Annotated in this window: 17 protein-coding genes, 1 tRNA gene and 2 rRNA genes; 17 read left to right on the top strand and 3 right to left on the bottom strand. The window is 38.6% G+C overall.

What is annotated here, in order from left to right; all coding sequences use genetic code 11:
• The 15 genes from WCV88_06080 to WCV88_06010 form a co-directional block, all read left to right on the top strand.
• A 23S ribosomal RNA gene (locus WCV88_06080) occupies positions 1-396 on the top strand; the annotation flags it as partial.
• Positions 397-466: 70 nt separating this feature from the next.
• Positions 467-571 (top strand): 5S ribosomal RNA (gene rrf, locus WCV88_06075).
• A gap of 91 nt (positions 572-662) precedes the next feature.
• Positions 663-926, top strand: coding sequence for an RNA-binding protein (locus WCV88_06070; protein MFA6475723.1), 264 nt, complete (start codon positions 663-665; stop codon positions 924-926).
• Between the two features lie 126 nt (positions 927-1,052).
• Positions 1,053-3,851 carry a PAS domain S-box protein gene (locus tag WCV88_06065; GenBank protein ID MFA6475722.1) on the top strand — a complete coding sequence of 933 codons (2,799 nt, stop codon included), beginning with the start codon at positions 1,053-1,055 and terminating at the stop codon, positions 3,849-3,851.
• Positions 3,852-3,877: 26 nt separating this feature from the next.
• A complete protein-coding gene (locus WCV88_06060; protein MFA6475721.1) occupies positions 3,878-4,258 on the top strand; it encodes a response regulator in 381 nt (126 codons plus the stop codon).
• Between the two features lie 80 nt (positions 4,259-4,338).
• Complete coding sequence (locus tag WCV88_06055) at positions 4,339-4,665, top strand: hypothetical protein (GenBank protein MFA6475720.1); 327 nt, start codon at positions 4,339-4,341, stop codon at positions 4,663-4,665.
• Positions 4,649-5,074 (top strand): PIN domain-containing protein, encoded by a 426-nt coding sequence (locus tag WCV88_06050; protein MFA6475719.1) that lies wholly within the window; start codon positions 4,649-4,651, stop codon positions 5,072-5,074. Before WCV88_06055 ends, WCV88_06050 begins: the two co-directional genes overlap by 17 nt.
• A gap of 20 nt (positions 5,075-5,094) precedes the next feature.
• Positions 5,095-5,184, top strand: a tRNA-Ser gene (locus tag WCV88_06045).
• 97 nt (positions 5,185-5,281) lie between these two features.
• Entirely contained in the window at positions 5,282-5,554 is a 273-nt protein-coding gene (locus WCV88_06040; protein ID MFA6475718.1) for a GIY-YIG nuclease family protein, read from the top strand.
• Between the two features lie 40 nt (positions 5,555-5,594).
• Positions 5,595-6,494, top strand: a complete 900-nt coding sequence (locus WCV88_06035) for a PAS domain-containing protein (protein MFA6475717.1) — start codon at positions 5,595-5,597, stop codon at positions 6,492-6,494.
• 211 nt (positions 6,495-6,705) lie between these two features.
• A complete protein-coding gene (locus WCV88_06030) occupies positions 6,706-7,887 on the top strand; it encodes a hypothetical protein (GenBank protein ID MFA6475716.1) in 1,182 nt (393 codons plus the stop codon).
• Positions 7,888-7,907: 20 nt separating this feature from the next.
• Positions 7,908-8,267, top strand: coding sequence for a hypothetical protein (locus WCV88_06025; GenBank protein MFA6475715.1), 360 nt, complete (start codon positions 7,908-7,910; stop codon positions 8,265-8,267).
• 6 nt (positions 8,268-8,273) lie between these two features.
• The gene (locus WCV88_06020; protein MFA6475714.1) at positions 8,274-10,049 is read left to right on the top strand and encodes a hypothetical protein; all 1,776 of its coding nucleotides are present in this window, start codon (positions 8,274-8,276) and stop codon (positions 10,047-10,049) included.
• A 34-nt stretch (positions 10,050-10,083) separates the two neighbouring features.
• Complete coding sequence (locus tag WCV88_06015) at positions 10,084-10,773, top strand: HAD family phosphatase (protein ID MFA6475713.1); 690 nt, start codon at positions 10,084-10,086, stop codon at positions 10,771-10,773.
• Positions 10,770-11,423, top strand: coding sequence for an HAD family phosphatase (locus WCV88_06010; protein ID MFA6475712.1), 654 nt, complete (start codon positions 10,770-10,772; stop codon positions 11,421-11,423). Before WCV88_06015 ends, WCV88_06010 begins: the two co-directional genes overlap by 4 nt.
• Here the strand turns inward: WCV88_06010 and WCV88_06005 are convergent.
• On the bottom strand, positions 11,420-14,506 hold the full coding sequence (locus WCV88_06005; GenBank protein ID MFA6475711.1) for a fibronectin type III domain-containing protein: 3,087 nt from the start codon (positions 14,504-14,506) through the stop codon (positions 11,420-11,422). The two genes, WCV88_06010 and WCV88_06005, sit on opposite strands and share 4 nt — an antisense overlap.
• A gap of 64 nt (positions 14,507-14,570) precedes the next feature.
• Here WCV88_06005 and pyrD point away from each other — a divergent pair, with 64 nt between their 5' ends.
• Both pyrD and WCV88_05995 read left to right on the top strand, forming a co-directional pair.
• Positions 14,571-15,698, top strand: coding sequence for a dihydroorotate dehydrogenase (quinone) (gene pyrD, locus WCV88_06000; protein MFA6475710.1), 1,128 nt, complete (start codon positions 14,571-14,573; stop codon positions 15,696-15,698).
• Between the two features lie 31 nt (positions 15,699-15,729).
• Complete coding sequence (locus tag WCV88_05995; GenBank protein MFA6475709.1) at positions 15,730-16,773, top strand: hypothetical protein; 1,044 nt, start codon at positions 15,730-15,732, stop codon at positions 16,771-16,773.
• Between the two features lie 87 nt (positions 16,774-16,860).
• Here the strand turns inward: WCV88_05995 and WCV88_05990 are convergent, their stop codons facing one another.
• Positions 16,861-17,913 carry a hypothetical protein gene (locus WCV88_05990; protein MFA6475708.1) on the bottom strand — a complete coding sequence of 351 codons (1,053 nt, stop codon included), beginning with the start codon at positions 17,911-17,913 and terminating at the stop codon, positions 16,861-16,863.
• A gap of 260 nt (positions 17,914-18,173) precedes the next feature.
• A complete protein-coding gene (locus tag WCV88_05985) occupies positions 18,174-18,353 on the bottom strand; it encodes a hypothetical protein (protein MFA6475707.1) in 180 nt (59 codons plus the stop codon).
• Between the last annotated feature and the right edge of the window lie 148 nt (positions 18,354-18,501).

Raw genomic sequence — 18,501 nt, 5'->3', positions numbered from 1 at the left:
GGTTCGGCACCTCGATGTCGGCTCGTCGCATCCTGGGGGTGAAGAAGCTCCCAAGGGTTTGGCTGTTCGCCAATTAAAGCGGCACGCGCGCTGGGTTCAGAACGTCGTGAGACAGTTCGGTCTCCTGTCTGCTGTGGGCGTAGAATATTGCGTAGTCACTTCTCTAGTACGAGAGGACCGAGAAGTACGACCCTCTAGTGTATCGGTTGTCCTGCCAAGGGCATTGCCGAGTAGCTATGGTCGGTTAAGATAAGTGCTGAAAGCATCTAAGCACGAAGCTGTCTACAAGATTAGTATTCATAGACTCCTTATAGACCATGAGGTTGATAGGCTGTAGGTGTAAGTTCCGTAAGGAATTGAGCCGAGCAGTACTAATAAGTCATTTCATCTCGACATATTGTCAGTGTGTTTTTTGTACACTAAATTTCAATCGCTTGATCAAATAAATTAATTTCAAGGTAGTGTTCTCGGTGTCCTGAGCGAAGGGGTCCCACCTGATCCCATCCCGAACTCAGCAGTTAAGCCCTTCAGCGCCGATGATACTTAACGGGAAAGTAGGCCGATGCCGAGAACAGTGCCTTGAAGTAAGTAAAAGAAGTGTTGACTGAATCAAATTATTCAAGTAGACTTTAAAAGCTAAATAGTAAAGTTAAGTTAGTGTTATGGCAACCAAGTTATATATTGGTGGACTCGCATATCGCACCACCAACGATGGCCTGAAACAGGCTTTCGAACAAGCAGGAACCGTTGTTTCTGCGACAGTGATTATGGACAAGATGACCAGTCGCTCCCGCGGCTTCGGCTTCGTCGAAATGGGCTCTGATGAAGAAGCTCAAGCAGCTATCTCCATGTGGGATGGTAAAGAACTGGATGGCCGACGCCTGAAAGTGAATGAGGCTCGTCCGATGGAAAATCGTCGTCCGTAGATAGATTTAAATTCATCATCAACACAACCTCGCTACGGCGGGGTTGTTTTGTTTTTTATAGAACAATGTAACAGTGACTAAAAGTAAAAAAATTGATACACTGACTTGGAACTATAGCAGGTATCTATGAAAAATAGGACAATAAAACAAAAATTAGTCAAAACCATTATAGTAATTGGGTTTGTGTTTGGTGCCGTCTCAGTCACTGGCTCATATTTTTATCTACAAAACTTTTTAACTAAAGATCGAGTTGAGTATGTGTTGCGTATTGCCAGAGAACAAGCCGGTGAAACAAATGCCGAGTTTGATTATTATAGGTTATTTTCCAAAATGCTTGGCACAAACACTGTGCTCGAACAATATCTAACCGAACCAAGTGATGAACATCGCATGGTAGTTGACGGCCTACTCAATAAATATGCAATAACAGATAAAAACATTTTATCTATCTATGTGCTGGATAAATCTGGACTAACGCTTGTCTCTACTGATAAAACATTTATCGGAAATAATTATGGGTTTCGTGATTATTTTCAATCAGCTATCAGAGGCAATCCACTGGTAACTTCTGCCATAGGAGTAACAACTAATCAATTTGGATATTATTTTTCTTATCCTATACAGCAAGCCAACAATGATGCAATTGGAGTGGTGGTTATTAAAGTAAGCGATGATTATATAAATAATAAATTGTATGAAGGTGAATTAGTAAAAGGTAATACACTTATGCTGGTTGATGGTGACAGTGTTGTCATGGCTAGTAGTCGACCGGAAAGAATATTATCTAGTTTAGGTCCATTAACTGCTCTCGAAAGAACCAAAGTTATTCAGGACAACAAATTTAACGGACACAAAATTGAAACGCTGCAATATGGTGCAGTAAAAGATATTATTACAAATTATCAAGCACCACAGTCAATTAAAATAATGGACGAAATAGACGGTGAAGAGGAAGTAGTTTATATAGAAAAATTAAAGGATATACCATATTATTTAGTGACAGAAATAGGCATGGAAGATGTAGTTCAATCTGTGGGTCTAACAACCGCAGGTGTGAGTATAGTTATTGCATTAGGTTTTTTGATTTTTTTTCTGATTAGTTATCGTATAGTTAGAGTTTTTTTATTACGCCCGATTAAAATGTTTACTGACAATATCAATGAAATTAGTACAGGGAATTTTTCCAGTCGCGTTAATATTAACACGGGCGATGAATGGGAAAGTTTGGCTAATACCATAAATACAATGTCTGCCAAAATAGAGAACTATTATAGTGATTTAAATATAGAAATAAATGTTAAAACGAAAGAATTGAAAATTAATAATAAAAAATTAGAGGAACAACAAATGGCCATTTTAAATATTTTAGATGATGTTGAGCGAGAGAAAGAAAAATCAACTAAATTGGCGGAAGAACTTCAAAAATTTAAATTAGCCGTTGATAATGCCTCTGATTATATAATAATCACAGATCCTGAGGGTACGGTATTATATGTCAACAAAGCCGTCGAGAGAGTTACTGGTTATACACCTAAAGAAGTAATTAATAAAAAGGCCGGCACGTTATGGCATAGCCCAATGCCGCAGAAATTCTATGAAAAATTTTGGGATACAATAAAAAATAAAAAAAAGGTTTTTATTGGTGAGCTTACTAATAAACGTAAAAATGGTGAATTATATCAAGCTGAGATATCGATTGCTCCGATTTTAGATGATAATACAGACATTAAATTTTATTTAGGTATTGAGCGAGATATTTCTGAACGCAAAATCGCCGAGAAACAAATTAATCAAACATTAAAAGAATTAGCAGCTGATAAAGCCAAAGATGAGGCTTTATTTGCCAATATCGCCGATGGTATTGTTTCGACGAATCAAGATGGTATCATCACTATGATAAATGATTCGGCTTTAAACATGCTTGGGTACAGTAAACAAGAGTTAATGGGAAGGCCGGTTACTACAATGTTTAAGTTGGTGTATGAAAATGATGAAATGGTGTCGCTCCAGGAAAGACCAATGATGTTAGCGCTGACAAATGGTACAAAAACAAAAACACCCATTGGTACAGTTTACTATTATAAGCGCAAAGATGGTACAAAATTTCCTGTTAATATTATAGTAACTCCATTTATTTTAAATGGAAAAATTGTTGGAGTGATTGAGGTATTTCGTGATGTTACTTTAGAGACTAATGTTGATCGCATGAAAACGGAGTTTGTATCATTGGCCTCGCACCAATTGCGCACCCCACTGTCGGCCGTTAATTGGTATGCCGAAATGTTGTTAACGGGTGATGCCGGAAAATTAAAGCCGCAGCAGAAGGAGTTTGTTGATGAGATATATAAAGGTAACCATAGAATGGTTGAATTAGTAAATGCCTTGTTGAATGTATCACGTATTGAATTAGGGGTGTTCGCGGTAGAGCCAGAAATGGCCGACCTGAAAGAAATTACAGAAACTATCTTTGATGAACTCAAACCAGCTATCAAGCAAAAGAAAATGAAAGTTACTAAACAATATGATGCAGCGCTAGGTAAAATTAGTTTAGACACAAAACTTTTCCGGATTGTACTACAAAATATTTTAACTAATGCAGTAAAATATACAGCTGAAAAAGGACGTATAAATTTAATTATGAAAAAAAGAGCCAGAGATATATTATTCAGTGTGACTGATAATGGTTATGGCATACCACAAAAAGATCAATCTAAAATCTTTACCAAAATGTTTCGCGCTGATAATGTTCAAACCAAGGATACATCCGGTACTGGTCTTGGACTATATATTGCCAAAGCCATTGTTGAGCAGACTTGTCATGGTAAGATTTGGTTTGAATCAAAGGAAAATAAGGGGACAACTTTCTATTTTACTATACCTTTGGCTGGAATGTTAAAAAAAACCGGTAACAAAGCATTAGCATAAAAATATTTTATATTAATAATTAAAATATGATAATAAAAACACATACAATACTAATTGTTGACGACGAGAAATCATTGCAGTCTGTTCTGAAAGCTAAACTAATTAAGGAGAATTTTTCCGTACTTGAAGCCGCCAATGGTAAAGACGGGTTAGATTTGGCAATATCCAAAAGGCCAGATTTGATTTTACTCGATCTGATTATGCCGATCATGGATGGTATGACTATGTTGATGAAACTGCGTAAGGATGCCTGGGGAAAAACCGCTCGGGTTATAATATTGACCAATCTAACTGATTCAACCAAAGTTGACGAAGCCAAGAAACATAACTCATATGAGTACTTAATAAAGTCCAATTGGAAAATGACTGATTTAGTTAATAAAATTCATGAGTGTTTGAAGTCATAATTGTGAAAGAGACAGTATAGGATTATTATAAATCAGACAATTATTTGACAAAAAAATGACAATAATATATCATAAGCAATATGGAACAAACAGTACCTGAAATGAGAGATAATGTTAGGATCGCCACCCGAGATTTTGTACGAAGTTTTTCTACTATTAGTAAACGACCAACGGTTCGTCGGTATGTAGTCATGAATCATGGTCGGGCTCTGGGTATATTTACTCCAGTTCCAGTGCAACAGAAAGATGATGAAGAGTGGTGGAAGGAATATGAAGATATGGAGCCATTGAAAGAGCCAAAAAAATTTTTAACTCTCAGTGAATTAAGAAAAAAATATAGTTTTCGTAGTGGTGAGAAACATTTAAGCCAACGCATTGATGAAATTGTCTATGGGGTCAAACGTTAATTCAGTATTGGTTGATGCCAGCGTTTGGGTTGCCTATTTTGATAAAAATGATGTGCTTTATTACAAAGCAGGAAAGTTACTAGACAGAACTGAAGACAAGGTGCGCATATTAACAGATTATGTTGTGCAAGAAGTTATTACGATTTTTTTATATAAAAAACAACCGCAGTTAATTCAAGAATTATTAAACATCATTCAGCACGATAATACAGAAATTATTAGTGTTGAAAGTGTTTTTTTAAACTCACTAATGACCTTTATTAAAGAACAAAATTATCAACCAAAAATGTCATTAACTGATTGGTCATTAGTATTTCTAGCGGGTGAACTTGGTTTGCCTTTATATACCTTTGATAAACAGTTGCAAAACACTCATCGGCGCCTAGACAATACCCCCCAATTTGACTAGTATAACCAGGCCGTGGCACTGGAGAGGTGGCAGAGCGGTTGAACGCGGCGCTCTCGAAAAGCGCTATACCTGCAAGGGTATCGAGGGTTCGAATCCCTCCCTCTCCGCCAGACTACGTTCCTCAGCAGCTTCGGGACTTCGTCTGGCAGGCCAGACGTAACCTTAGTGCAGTCTGGCAGGCCAGTACAGCATGTAATAATATTTAATATGTGGTATGTCTATTTTCTTAAAAGTCAAGTAAAAAAGAATTGGGTTTATGTTGGTTCAACCAATAATCTCAATCGAAGATTAAAGGAACATCAGGCTGGAGAATCACTAGCTACCAGGCCATATCTTCCTTTATATATTGATGCGTTTATAGGTGTTTATACAGAACAGAAAGCACGAGAATTAGAAAAATATCTTAAAGTAGGTTCTGGCAAAGCAATTTTAAAAAAGAGAATTTTAACTGACGAAGCACCAAGTCTGCTTGGGGCGTAGTCAGTCCCTCCCTCTCCGCTAAAAGTGCTATAATAACGGCATGAATAAATCATTTTACATTAATGATCACTTCTTTAAAGACTGTCCAGACTTTCTTGAGAATATAATGTTATCAATTCCAGCGTGCATTAAAGTTTTTAATGCGAAGCATGAACTGGTTTATATTAATGCCTGGGGAATTAGAGAACATTTTATTCACTCGGAAGACGAATTTAGAAAATATGATCATATAAATACAGTAATTGAGAGAGATCAACCAAGAATACTTCAAGCATTTAATGATGCATTGAATGGGAAAATAAGTCATATAGATTTTGGACATGTGCCTGAAAAATCAAAACATAAGTGGTGTTATTCTACGATATCGCAACTGGTGGTGAGCAATAGCGAAAAAAAATATGTACTATTTTCATCAGTTGATTTTACCGTTTATAAAGAAGCGGAAATAGAAGCAATCAAGCAAGCCAACATGTTTCGACTATTATTAGATTCAGCTCCATTGTGTATTAAATGGTTTAATAATAAAGGGGAACTATTATCCGTGAATAAAGGAGCTCGCGAAGAGCATTTTTTAGAAGGTAAAACAGAACAAGACATTCAATCCTGGAATTATTGGGAAAGTATTGATAGTAAGTATCATAATGACGTGAAAAAATTCATGCATGATGCCTTAGTTTTACACAAAACTACGTCTTTTGATATGAAGCATGCACCCGGTACCTCCAGAGGTTTATGGTGCCGATCAGTTATTTCTCCGATTGTCGGTGCTGATGGAAAGGTTGAGTTTGTTCTTTTCTTGTCTCAAGATATTACCGAACAAAAAAGTTATATTCAAAAGCTAGAAACACTGAACCAGTTCATGGTTGACAGGGAACTAAAAATGGCTGAGTTAAAAAAAGAGATAGAAATATTAAAAAAATCCACCAATATTAAAGCGTAGTGTTTTTTAATTTCTCTATTTCCGCTATAATTTTTATGCTTCTTTCACTGCTAATGGAAAAAATGATAAAACCAAATCTCGGAAAATCCTTGAATTAGCCATACCAAAATTATAGAAAGAAAAAAAGAGTTGTTTGATCGTGTCATTTATGATACGATTACGACCTAAAAATGATACGATTTAATTTTGGATTGATGTAATTGTTATAAATATGCTAAGTAAAAACGAGCCAAAAGGTATTCAAGTTCCAGGTGCACAAACTGCAGAAACTGAAGAAATTGATGTTGAAAAAGTCAAACAAGAATCCTACGATAAATTCAAAAGGCAATTTATTCTGGAAAAGGTTATTCCGTATGCAGAGAAATATGATTATACAAAGTTTAGTGACAATGATTTTATTACCGGATTAAGAAATATCAAAGAAGCCTATCATTTTGAAAATGATACATTTAATGTGGACATAGATAGTTTTTCAATTCAGGAATTAGAGCCCTTATGGAAAATGGTTGATGGCTATCTCAATCGGCGTTTATCAGCTAGAGATAAACAGGCCAATTTAGTGGAGTCAGAAAAAATTACTTCCGGCAAATGGGTATATTTACCAGATGGTAGATTAGTCGCCAAAGCAAAAAATCCGTGTGTGCTCGGTGGAGTCCATGGTGATGAAACCACACTGCCAAAGGACATGGAGAAAGCCTTAGCTTCACAACGAGCTCCAGTAATGTCACTAGACGAAAAACTTGGGTATAGTAATTGGCAAGTGAATACACCGGCCTACGAATTACATGTGCGTGGGTTACCCATGAGTGATATGAATCGAACTGGGATTGCTGATGAAGGAACTAGACAACAAAAAGAAACAGTCATTCAGGCTATGGGTCAATATGGTGAACCATTTTTGCTAGATTGTCATAATGATAGAAATGTTACAGATCCAATAGCGTATATAGCAGATATAGGTGATGTTGAACATAAAATTAGTTTAGCCGCTGAATTAGGATTGAGTCGAGTAATTATTGTGTCGGCCGAAGCCATGACAGGCAGTATGGTAGAATCATTACGAGCCATAAAACCAAACAGTGATGGTATGACAGTAGAAGTGAGTAGCACAGATACTAGTGGAACGTCAGCCAAAATAGCTTTACGTTTTTTACAAATGTCCACAGTGCTAAATAATCATCGTCCCAGTGCTGGGGTACAAATATTGTATGAATTTCAAACCACGTTTTTGCCACCTCAAACTGACTTAAAAGTATTCAAGATGGAGTTAATTTCTGAAGATCAATTAGGCTTGAATGAAACCGCACATTACACTGTAATTGATGGTAAACCGTTTAAAATCACTAATGTTCAAAATATACCCCTTACCGAAGAAGATAAAAAATTATTCTAACTAACTAATCATTATTACTTATGAACAAACAATTATTAAAAGATACCTTGGGCTGGGGGTTTATACTTTGGTTAATTGGCTATGCACTTGGTATAGTACTATTTTTTATGGTACCACCAGAAATATTGGGCTGGGTGATAATGCCAATTGGTATAGCCATAACTTTATTAATATTATTTAAAAAAATTAAGAGCCAAGATTGGATGCATTATGTTTGGCTAGCAGTGAGTTGGACAATAATTGCCATAGTATGTGATTATCTATTACTGGTTAAATTATTTCAACCAGCTGATGGGTATTATAAATTAGATGTCTATATTTATTATGCTGTGACTTTTGTTTTACCATTATTGGTTGGATGGTATAAAAAAGCCAAGTAATTAATTATGAGCTCTCGTGAAAGATCGTTATTTCTAAAACCCACCTTGGAAGGAGCTCCACGGTCAGCGGATGAATCAATTTTTTCGACTCCACAATTGGTTGAAGCGGCCGATGTCGTGGTAAGATATCAAGATAAAGATACAAATTCAGAGCAACGGAGGGAGTTAGTGCGAAATTTAGCACAAGAACTAATTTCACAACCGTACAAATTAGTGGAGTTGCTCGATGCTATTGCCATGTTGCAAGCTGTACAAGAGGGGTCAACCTATCGCGGAGCCAGTGAGCTTCAAACTCGATTACTAGAACAATTAAATAAAGTAAAAATTGAACCATTTCCACCTGAACCAGCCGTTATTGAACAATGGTTAACAATAAGTAGTGACAGCCAGGTTTATGGCCAAATGGCGGATCGCGTATTAACTGGCTTAGTTGAGCGGTGTAAAGATAGAAAAACTCTCGTTAATTTATTATTTCAGTTGGCTAGTGTTGGGCTGCCCAGTAGTAATCAAAAAATGGCTGATAAAGTTTTTTTAATTCTTTGTGGAGAAACATCTGTTATTCCAGCAGATTCACCCAAGCTCATAGAACTTACTTTAGCTAACTATGATCTAGATGACGATGTGGTTAAGAAAGCTATGGATGTTGATAGTGCTGTTAACATTAGTGGAGCTAATCGGCATCCTGAAGCGGTACAAAGAAGAAATGACAGAGCCATCAAACTAATTTCTAAGCCAGAAGCCATACAATATATTAGGTTTATAAGTGAAAAATATCCAGAGCGTTTTAATGCTATAGCAAAATATTACGCACAAGCTGAAGGAGAATTTGGAACATTACAGGTAACAACTAATAGCGATAGTACAAATAAATTTCCTCTCAATTTAATATACAATAATCCCAGTCAATTGCGCATGTGGGCCAATGAACAGTTGGCTACCGCTATGGAAATTGACAGCGGTCAGCCAAGTGTTAGTTATAATTTTCCAACCGGAAGTGGAGTATTGGTAGGAGATAGTAATACGGCTTCATTCATAAAGAAAAAATATGCCGAACCAGTTCCACCGGAACAACCACCACTTGAGGCACGGTCATATTGGACTACTTTGAGCTATCTGGCTCCAGCCGAAAGTCAGACACCAGAAATGCGCACAAAATTAATCGAACGTAATGAGAAGTTGTGTAATGAGATTCGTTTTTACACTCGTTCATTGCTAAGCCCAAGAGGTGATTTAGTTGAAGTCACAGATGCAGCGGTACTTGATTTGGGGTTTACGCAAATTCTATATCAAATGGATTCTAAAAATAAACGTGATACAATTATTACACTACAAGTTGGCAATTATCAATTTCGTGTCTTGTTAGATGAACAGATGAGTCTGCGGCAATTACCAGAACGAATAAATTTATCATTACCACCAGACAGTGTCTTTGTTAAACATATCTTGTTGAGCCATTTGCGAGAAATACGGTGTGCTGATCCGGCGGAATCATTAGACGGGGAAAAGGGGGAGGGTAAACGGATGGCCTTTTCAGCGCGGCGGGCTCATCTGCGTCGCTTGCCAGACGGAAAATCTCCTACCACTGAACAAACTTTGCGTGCCTTAAATGATTATGATATCGATTTGGTTCGGCTTAATCGAGAAGCTCAGGTGCGTGGTGAGACCAGAAAAATAACTTTTGTAGCAGAAGTTGACCAAGCGGCCATAGGTGGCAGTGAACCAGTCCGGTCGCGTCAGCCGCAGGCACTAGAGTGGTTACAACAAACGATAGTATCTAAGTAGACAAATCCTTTAAGATTGGTATACTTGTGAACCTATGAGTTTATATTTACCGAGCAGTTTACAACAACCGTTCAAAGGTATCCTCTTTGATTTAGATGGCACTATTATCGATAGTGAAGATTTTCATTATGCGGCCTTTAAACAGGCGTTGTCTGAATACGGTTACGATTTAGATTCATTGGGGGTTACCACTAAATTTGCCGGCAGCTTTAGGAATATGTTCGCGGCCATAGCTGAGCAATTTAAGATGGGTGATAATAAATTTGAAGACATTTACCAACGTAAAGTTGACATTACTTTAGCCACACCAGCTAACAATGTTGAACTGATTGATGGTGTGATTAGCTTTCTGGAATTGATAAAAGAAAAAAATATTCCCATGGGAATCGTAACTAATTCAGAACAAGCCTACCTTGAGCATGTGTTAACTGGTTTAGAGTTGCAGCAGTATTTTCAGCATTTAGTGCACGCTGAACATGTGGTTAATCCAAAACCGGCACCAGATGGTTATAATTATGGCAGTCAATTATTCGATCAACCCGCGCAACATTTATTAGCCTTTGAAAATACCGATGCCGGTATTATGGCCGCTAAGACCGCCGGCTTAAAAGTGATTGGTATTCGCGGTACAGATAGATTAGGTACTAGCAATTATGATCAGGCGGATTTAACGATTGATCATTTTGGTGACCAAGCCCTGGATGATTTAACCTTTACGGTATGAAAATTAAAACGATTCTATTTGATTTTGATGGTGTCATTGTTGATAGTGAGGGGCCATATAAAGAAGTGTTTGATAAATGGATGTGGCAAAAGGGGATTAGTTTTGAGCAGCAAGATGCTGTGAACAGTCAATTACTGCCCGGTATTACTTGGGAGGATTGTTTTCATGTCGCCGCCGCTGTCACAAAAAAACCAATCGATCCAATTCAAGCCCAAGCAGACATTGTTGAATTGATCAAACAGTATGTAATTGAAGTGGGAGTACCGCTAAAAGAAGGTGCTGAAGCAGCCATTGCCCAACTGTCAGAGCAATATCCTTTAGCGATTGTGTCTAGTTCACCGCGCGCCGTGATTGAACAAATTCTGCGGCACCATCGTTTACAAGAATATTTTTCACACATCACAGCCTTAGAGGATATTCAATATCCCAAACCGCATCCCGAACCATATTTAAATACTTTGAAACAGCTGCATTTAAAACCAGGTCAAGCTGTGGCGATGGAGGATTCTTTAACTGGTGCGCAATCGGCGGCTGCGGCCGGTGTATTTGTCTATGTCTGGCCGGATAAAAAATTCAAAGCCGAACAATTTAGCCATTTTGCTAAGGTGATTTACGGGTTTCAACCGTTGCTCAACGATCTGCTGGTTTAGTTGGTTTTAAACTTTTTCCAATCTGAGAACGAACCACAACCGGACGCATTGCAAGCTTGCACATGGAATTGGTAGTTAGTTTTAGCTACTAGGTTCGTAACAACCTTTTTAGTTTTAGTAACGGAGTATTTTTTCCATTTGGTTTTGTTGGTCACACCTTTTTTTCTGACTTGTAGTTTATAGCGAGTAACCGTTGAACCAGTTGGTTTCTTCCAAGCTAATAAAGCTGATGTCGAAGAGATATGGCTAGCTTGTAAACTGTGAGTTTTAACGGCCGTTGGCAAGAAGGTTACATTACCAGTGGTGGTAGCGGCAAAACGAGATAAATGCTCAGTTTGAATTACCACGGTGTCATTTTTCACATCTGAGGCGATGCCATCAAATAAGTTTGTACCTAAGTCGGCATTATAATATGATGCGGTAATTTCATTATCAGAGACACCACTCTTGAGTTGTTCTTCAAGCGGTAAGGTCACTGTGACGTCTTTGTTTAAGGTAGTAACCGGTATACCCTCATCGTCAACGACACGAACATCATAAGCTAGAGCGAGCTGGCTCATATCACTGGTATTAGTGAATGATACGGCCGGTGTTAGTGTTACTGTCACCGTGCCAGAGAAAGCGGCGGCATAAGCCGGTAGATTAACACTAGCGCCAGCACTGTTACTAACTGTAATTACTTCATCGGCATCACCACTAACACTGATGGCTGCTGGGAAATCAATCCCTGTGGCTTGAGGAGTAAAGTTTTTATCATTAGTGCCATCTGTTACGGTAGTTGAACTTTGTTGCACAAACAGCTCATCATTTTTTACACCAGAGGCGACAATATCCCAATCACCCGGAGCCAGGGACAAGCTATAATTTCCGTCTTTACTGACATCAGTTGTCTCTGAACCGCCATCTGAAGAATAAGCGGTCACAGTGGCATAATCAAAATCACCGTTGATGTCACCTTGCAGTTCAGTGTTACTATTATCTTGGAAAGCAGCCGAAAAATTAGCATCTTGACTATTAGTTACAACCACGGCTTCACTGGCCGGGGCGGTTTCTCCGGTGACATCAGGGGTAGTACCAAAGCTTAGTGTGTAAGTGCCGGCCGGAACATCCACATCAACCTCACCAGCGGCATTAGCCGTGGTTGTGATAGAAATAATTTGGCTTGGTTTTACATTGCTGTCTTGCGCTTGTAAAGCTGGCAAATTAGTGATGGTAACAGGCGCTTCTGGTATGGCCTGCCCATCTGCATCGGTGATGGTGCCGGTAATAGTAGCCGTTTCTTCTAATACTTTTATATTTTTTTCACTAGTGTCTCCAGCTGTAACTTTCACAGCCGCCCCACTCATACTACTGGCGTAGACATTAGCGGACGCATCATTAATTTGTGGGACAAGGTTCCAGGTACCTGGACCAACCGCTAGACTATAGCTACCATCATCAGCGACCAGTGCAGTTTCAACAGAGCCGGTCGTGGTATTGATGGCCATAACGGAGGCGGCATCACCTAAATCGGCCACACCAACGGCACTGCCCGTTTGATCTTGCACATTACCGGTAATGGTACCTTCGTCTGTTTGTAAAGTTAAATCCAGTACAGAATTATTTTGAGAAATCGTAAATTGTTCTGTTTGAGCATAGCCATCAGCCCCGGCTTGAGTGACTAAACGTAAACTAGCATCATCACCAGTCAGCCCAGCGGTATAAAGTGGTACTGAATAAGTGCCATATGAATTAACAGCGGCACTAGATTCACCGGTCGGAGTTTCCACAACCACAGTACCTTCAAAATTTTTCACCGCCGCACCAGTCGAATCGGTTAAAACACCACTGATGGTTTGATTGGCACGTTGTGCTGCGATACTAATATTACTGACAGTGGTTTGTTGGCTAGTAATTTGAGCCGAACCAGTTTGAGTTGGAATGACGTCATTACCAGTTAGTGTCACTGTATAAGTGCCTAAGGCCATGTGTTGTAAGCTAAAAGAACCATCGGGTTGCATATTGCCAGAATAGCGACTGTTTGTATCCAGATTTAGAGCTTCAACCGTCACACCAGAGAAATCTGTACTGGCCGGAGCAGCGGCTTCTTCCAAGGTGGCTGTGCCGGATAGCATGCCGGTACTATTAACCGCTTGGATGGTACCCCAATCGGTTGTGCCAGCAGTATCAGTTACTACAAAAGTGGTTTCAGCTGGATCGTAACTTTGATCTTGCAACTGCTGATGCATGGCAGAAACACGCCACACGCCTGGTAATAGATAGACTTCAGCTATGCCGGTAGCACTGTTAACTTTGCGGCGAGTACTAACTGAACCATAAGTATCATTATAGCCTTCAAAATAGACATCACCAGAAAAGTTATTTTGGGTGAGAATATTACCTGAGGCATCAACCATTTTTACACTCACTTTAGTAACAGATTTTACGACCGTAAAGTCTAAATCAACTGACGTCACGGTGTCAGAAAAATGTACCTCTTGTGCTCCGCCAATACCAACCCAGGGGTAGCGATCAGGATTCTGTTCACTTAAATTAGCTTCGGCTAGAACAATACCATCAGGAAAAGATACACCAATAGAATCGGTGCCAGTAGTTTCATCGGTTGCACCCGAGGCTTGTGTGGCATCCTGGCCAGGGATTAGTTTGATGGGTTGAACAATCACATCGGCGACAATCGGGTTACCAGCCGTATCGTGTACCGTCACATTAACAGTGTAACCAGCTGTAATTAGAACAAAATTGTAGGTACCGGCCGTGGAGCCATCCCAGGTAAAGGCTTGCGCCATCGGTGAGTTGTAACCTTCTGGTGGGTTATGTACCTCAACCGTGACACTATCTCCCACATTTAAAGTGGCTGTATCTGAACTGCACACGTAGGCACCAGAACCATCAGTTATGGCTGTAGTAGTAAATGATCCGTTGCCGGTATGGCATTCCACTGGTATGCCAGCTAAGGCGCCACCTTGATCGCTAGTAACGGTGCCAGTAGCGACAGTTTGAACAGCCGCTAAAGCTGTCTGACTAACTAATAATAAGCCAGCAGAAAGTAGGCCAGCTATGAAACGTTTGATGATTACCTCCATAATATTTGTTTAATTAAATTAATTAGATGTAGTATACACCAATCATATTGATTAAGAAAGATACATGAGTTATATTGATTATCTCATGGGTTATATCTATAGAAACATCATAAAACGGTTCTTGTTTTTATTTCCAGCAGATTCTGTGCATGAATTGTTTTTGCGTGTAGGAAAGAAACTGGGACAGTCTGGTTTTAGCAAAAATCTCCTTAGAAAAATCTGGCGCTACGATAATATTATTTTAGAACAAACTATCTGTGGTTTAGATTTTAAAAATCCCATTGGTTTGTCAGCCGGGTTTGATTACAATGCCGATTTGGTAGATATTTTACCCAGTCTTGGTTTTGGTTTTAACACCGTTGGCACAGTGACACATGAATCATATCAAGGTAATCCTGCACCCATGTTGGGGCGATTGCCAAAATCAAAATCGTTACTGGTAAATAAAGGTTTCAAAAATGCTGGTATCAGTACAGTGTTGTCACACATGAGTGCACACACGCATGAAGCCATGCGCGGCGTTAGTATTGGTGCCACCAATAAAGTCTATCCTAACTTTGCTGGTATGATTGAGAATATTTTAGTTGGTTTTTATGAGGCGGAAAAGTTTCGCCAGTTTGATTATTATGAGCTGAATATTAGCTGTCCAAATTTGCTAAATTTACAAAATCTTAAAGATCAACTTAGTTCACCCACCGGTTTAAAACAAGTCCTTGAATGTCTTGAAACATTACACCTAGATCGGCCGGTATTTATTAAAATGCCAACCGAAAAAACTGAAACCGAAATAATAAACTTAATGGCAGTAGCAAATAAGTTCTCATTTATTAAAGGTTTAATCTTTTCTAATTTGGTTAAAGATCGCTCTAATCCGGCCTTTGATCCTGAAGAGATAAAGCGAGCTGGGCAGGGAAATTTTAGTGGTAAACCAGTTGAAGAAGCATCAAATAACCTGTTACGGTTGGCCTATAAAAAATATCATGAGCGCTTTATTTTAATTGGCGTGGGCGGTGTGTTTACCGCTGAAGATGCCTACAAAAAAATTCTCTACGGAGCCTCATTAGTACAACTTATTACTGGTATGGTGTATATGGGTCCACAACAAATTGGGGTGATTAATCGCGGTCTAACAAAATTATTAAAACAAGGTGGTTATAAAAGTGTGAGTGAGGCAATTGGAGTGAAGGCTTGATATTTCTAAAAAAATAGTGTAATTATTATATATGTCAATAAATAATACAGCTTGTGGTTTTGCTATTTTAGTAGCGGCTGGCTGTATGCCGAAAGAAGCCGAACCTTTAAATGCTGATCAAGTGGCTCATCATAAGGCATTATTGGAAGGAGCAGAAGACAACCTTGATTTATTAGGTGATACTGTTGCTGAGAGTGATAAAGATTTTGTTTTATGCGATAACCCTACTTTGCAAACGGCTATTGATCGTGGGATTGAGCTGCTTGATAATGGCCAGGTTTATATTATTTCAGATGAGGCAATGGCACAAGCCTCTGCACAGAGATCCGATCTAACTGCCTATGCTCACATGGCAGATAATGAAAATCAGCAATATATTCTTTTAACCGAAGCGGCTTATAATGGTGGAAATGAATTTGGAGCTTTATCCATGTTTATGCATGAGGTGGCGCATTTAGAGGATCCAGAAAACAGTGAACATAGTAAAGAAATTCAAGAAATAATAGAGTCGACCAATGTTGAACCAGATATGGATGCTATCATTACGTATCAGGATGTTCCCTATGAATATTCTCGGCTTTTTCAAATCCAAGACAGCATTGTGAATCATTCGGTAGAAAATACAACTGTTAATGCGGAAGAGGGCGATCCGGCTTATTGGGGGAACGATAATTATGAAAATTATGATGCTTTCAAAAATGACTACACCTATACATTAAAACAAATTGATAATGCCAAGACTGATCCAACCAGTTGGGCAACGGAATTTGTTGGGAGTATGCCAAAACTTTGGCCTGATGATATGCCAACAACAAATTTGGGTTATTATGTTTATAGTGATGTGTCTAATCAGAATGCATTTATTGCAGCAGAGCATGATTTGGGGCTTGATGGTGCAGCTCTTATTAGAGTTCTAGCACAACCATCGGCTGAGTTTATACGTGAAAGAAGTGTAGGTTACCTTAAAATTGTGTTGGAGAATTTTCAAGATAATAATCCAGAATATTATGAACAATATCGTGCAGAAACCAATAAAGAAAAAGCCAGAGAAATTAGATTGCCAAAGTGGAGATGAAACATTATTAACAATAGAGACGTAAAAACAGGTAGAGACATGCCATGGCATGTCTCTACCTGTTTTAATATTTTATTTTTTTATTTGTTAATTTACTGTGACACTCACATTGGGACTAACTTTAGCTTTGCTAGTTGTTGTTTTTTTCCACTTAGCTTTCCAAGTTGAAGATTTTTTGGCTTTATAGGAATAGCTGTAATAGCCATCGGCTTTAGTTGTAACTGTGGCCATTTTTGTGAAAGTACTGGCGCCAGTTTTTTTCTCCCACACCGTCACGGTTTTACCGGCTAAACCACTTTTAATCCAACCATATAATTTGGCCGAAACTCCTTTACTAACTGAAGCCTTTTTGGCAGATAAACTAATCGGTAATTTAGAGCCGGTGGACACACTCTTGGTAACAGTTTGTGTTGAAGCTGGACTAATACTGGTATTACCAGAGTCGAAGGTGATATTGATATCAATTAAAACACCGCCAGTTACAGTTGAAACATCCACTGAGGCCTGACTATTATCAATGAAGACCGCTAAATCATCGGCGGTGAGAGTTTTTCCTTGCAGTTGAGATAGTAAGGCAATTAAACTATCCGGTAAGAACATTTGGAAATAACCATTGTAGCCTTCTGGCCCACTTAATTCAAAACCAAATTGTGGGTTATCTTGCGTAGGCGGAACGATCATCCAGTTTAAAAGATTGGTTGACATCCACACGCCACTCGCTTCCGCTGGAATGCCATCAGCTCCGGATGAGAATGATATTCCCACTGACATAGCATCTTGTAATATTCCAGTTGGATCCATAATTTGACCAGAATAGGTCATAACGACAGTAACTTGTTGAGTGGCAGCATCGTATGTCCAGTTATCTACTATTTGGCCACCTACTGTGACAACAGTGAGAGGCTCTTCACTGACAGAAAAAACTGCCGTATACGTTGTGCCTTCTGTGGTTACGGTTGGTATAAAAAGAAACCCTTCGACACCATCTGGTAATCCAGTCATCGAAGCAGATATATCGACAACGGCTGGAGTGACACTAACTACACTAGCCGTGGCTGCATACGTGGTTTTTGCGGTGGAGAATAAACTAATTGCTGCAACCAGTCCAGCTAGCATTACTGAAATTAACTTTTTTTTCATAATATCTTTACTTAATTATTATTTTTTATCCTCGAGATTACCGTTATTATATCATCTTATATCTTTTATTGATAGCCATAGTCTTGTCCAATATTATTATCGGTTTGTGTTATAAGTTTCTTGTGGCTTTATTTAAACTATCTAGTTTCATTTTCAATAAAAAAATTACTTCATTTTTGAGTTTCACTCGCGCCCAATCTTTTTGAGCGGTTTCAAGTACCATATTCTCTTTATTGTCATCCAAGAGATCAAAATCCAAATCAACTGAGTATATCCTGTAAGATTTGTAGCAAAATAGTTTTATGTTGTTTAAAATACACGTCCACTTTTTTTTCTAAGCGCTTATTATAATAAATCGGCAATATTTCAAATACCTTATTCCAATCTAAGGCCTGTAAATTATCAAAATGATAATCTTTACTGACATAAATCCGATCCAAAAATGCCCGTTCTTTCGTAGCAGTAGCAATACCTTCAGCAATATTGAAAGTTTATTCCAGCTCGAGTTAAGGCTGTTTCAAAACTAATGTAACAGGGAGTATAAATCCGCGTCGCTAATTCACCCCACAACAAAGCCACATCTTTTAA

The sequence above is a fragment of the Patescibacteria group bacterium genome, from assembly GCA_041665365.1.
Lineage (GTDB): Bacteria > Patescibacteriota > Patescibacteriia > UBA9570 > UBA9570 > UBA9570.
The sequence above is the reverse complement of the archived record's forward strand: the minus strand, read 5'-3'. Positions and strand labels throughout refer to the sequence as shown.

What these genes read in the sequence shown, in the direction of transcription:
- WCV88_06070 (MFA6475723.1), top strand. Translation starts at nt 663, where the DNA reads ATGGCAACCAAGTTATATATTGGTGGACTCGCATATCGCACCACCAAC.
- WCV88_06065 (MFA6475722.1), top strand. Translation starts at nt 1,053, where the DNA reads ATGAAAAATAGGACAATAAAACAAAAATTAGTCAAAACCATTATAGTA.
- WCV88_06060 (MFA6475721.1), top strand. Translation starts at nt 3,878, where the DNA reads ATGATAATAAAAACACATACAATACTAATTGTTGACGACGAGAAATCA.
- WCV88_06055 (MFA6475720.1), top strand. Translation starts at nt 4,339, where the DNA reads ATGGAACAAACAGTACCTGAAATGAGAGATAATGTTAGGATCGCCACC.
- WCV88_06050 (MFA6475719.1), top strand. Translation starts at nt 4,649, where the DNA reads ATGGGGTCAAACGTTAATTCAGTATTGGTTGATGCCAGCGTTTGGGTT.
- WCV88_06040 (MFA6475718.1), top strand. Translation starts at nt 5,282, where the DNA reads ATGTGGTATGTCTATTTTCTTAAAAGTCAAGTAAAAAAGAATTGGGTT.
- WCV88_06035 (MFA6475717.1), top strand. Translation starts at nt 5,595, where the DNA reads ATGAATAAATCATTTTACATTAATGATCACTTCTTTAAAGACTGTCCA.
- WCV88_06030 (MFA6475716.1), top strand. Translation starts at nt 6,706, where the DNA reads ATGCTAAGTAAAAACGAGCCAAAAGGTATTCAAGTTCCAGGTGCACAA.
- WCV88_06025 (MFA6475715.1), top strand. Translation starts at nt 7,908, where the DNA reads ATGAACAAACAATTATTAAAAGATACCTTGGGCTGGGGGTTTATACTT.
- WCV88_06020 (MFA6475714.1), top strand. Translation starts at nt 8,274, where the DNA reads ATGAGCTCTCGTGAAAGATCGTTATTTCTAAAACCCACCTTGGAAGGA.
- WCV88_06015 (MFA6475713.1), top strand. Translation starts at nt 10,084, where the DNA reads ATGAGTTTATATTTACCGAGCAGTTTACAACAACCGTTCAAAGGTATC.
- WCV88_06010 (MFA6475712.1), top strand. Translation starts at nt 10,770, where the DNA reads ATGAAAATTAAAACGATTCTATTTGATTTTGATGGTGTCATTGTTGAT.
- WCV88_06005 (MFA6475711.1), bottom strand. Translation starts at nt 14,506, where the DNA reads ATGGAGGTAATCATCAAACGTTTCATAGCTGGCCTACTTTCTGCTGGC.
- pyrD (MFA6475710.1), top strand. Translation starts at nt 14,571, where the DNA reads ATGAGTTATATTGATTATCTCATGGGTTATATCTATAGAAACATCATA.
- WCV88_05995 (MFA6475709.1), top strand. Translation starts at nt 15,730, where the DNA reads ATGTCAATAAATAATACAGCTTGTGGTTTTGCTATTTTAGTAGCGGCT.
- WCV88_05990 (MFA6475708.1), bottom strand. Translation starts at nt 17,913, where the DNA reads ATGAAAAAAAAGTTAATTTCAGTAATGCTAGCTGGACTGGTTGCAGCA.